1 protein-coding gene is annotated in these 1,109 nt (G+C 51.3%); it reads right to left on the reverse strand.

Translation table 11 applies throughout. The features are described from left to right. Window positions 1-1,040, reverse strand: a protein-coding gene (locus tag BLP78_RS15020; protein WP_090460562.1) for an IS3 family transposase whose coding sequence is annotated in 2 segments (ribosomal slippage) — window positions 1-779 and window positions 779-1,040 — 1,041 coding nt annotated over the 2 segments. Because the reading frame shifts where the segments join, the coding sequence is not laid out codon by codon here. This gene is flagged as partial in the annotation. Window positions 1,041-1,109: the final 69 nt, after the last annotated feature.

Raw genomic sequence — 1,109 nt, forward strand, 5'->3', positions numbered from 1 at the left:
CGGGGTTCGATTGCCAAGTGAAGAATGGGGACGCTCGTTGTTGTAGAACTGCCGCCATTTCTCGATTAATATCTTTGCCTCGTGTCGCGTTATGAACCATTCGCGATTCAGGCATTCGTCTCGCAGTTTGCCGTTGAAGCTTTCCACAAATCCGTTCTGCCAAGGGCTGCCCGGTTTGATGTAAGCCGGTCCAATATTCTGGTCTCGCAGCCATTTCATTACTGCTGTGGCGGTAAATTCCGCTCCATTGTCTGATCGAATAAATGCTGGTTTCCCGTACAGTCGCATTAACCGCGACAGGGTCAGAATCACATCCTGGCTGCGCAAAGATTTTCCGACCTCGATTGCAAGGCATTCACGCGTATGCTCATCCAACACGCATAACAGCTTGAGTGGATTTCCATTAGCCAGACGATCATGCACGAAATCGTACGACCAGACATTATTTGGCCGGGTTGCACCAGGAATGCGTATGTCAGTGCCACAGCGCCGCTTCCTGGGCCGCCGTTTGGGCAAATTCAGTCCCAATCTATTCCACAGTCGCCATACGCGGCCAGCACTTTGGCACGTCATCACAGCAATGCGCCGATAACCAAACCGCGGATATCTGCCCGATGCCTCAACCAATGAAGCAGTTAGTATTCGATCCTTGTCAGGTTGCTTGAGTTCGTAGCTGCCAACCTGTCGGCTCACCCCGGTCATACGGCAGGCCGCACGCTCCGATAAACCTTTATTCTTCAGCAGGGCCAGCGCTTCGCGCCGCGCTACCGGGGTTACCATTTTTTTGCTGCAATTTCCTTCAAGCCTTCGATTGCCAACACCTGCTCGGCAACGATCTTCTTCAGTTTGGCATTCTCCGACTCCAGATCCTTAAGCTTGCGTGCATCTGACACAGTCATCCCGCCATATTTGTTCCGCCAGCGGAAAAACGTCTGTTCCGTAATATTGTGCTTGCGGCAAATGTCGCGGATGACCGCTCCATCTGCTTCGCCTTCACGCAAAATACCAATGATCTGCTCTTCACTAAATCGCTTCTTCATGTTCGCCTCCATGTCAAAATTAACATGAAGACTCACTCAGCGGGTGGCTACAATATTCTTAGCAGATCA

The organism is Nitrosospira sp. Nsp1, assembly GCF_900100985.1.
Classification (GTDB): Bacteria; Pseudomonadota; Gammaproteobacteria; order Burkholderiales; family Nitrosomonadaceae; genus Nitrosospira.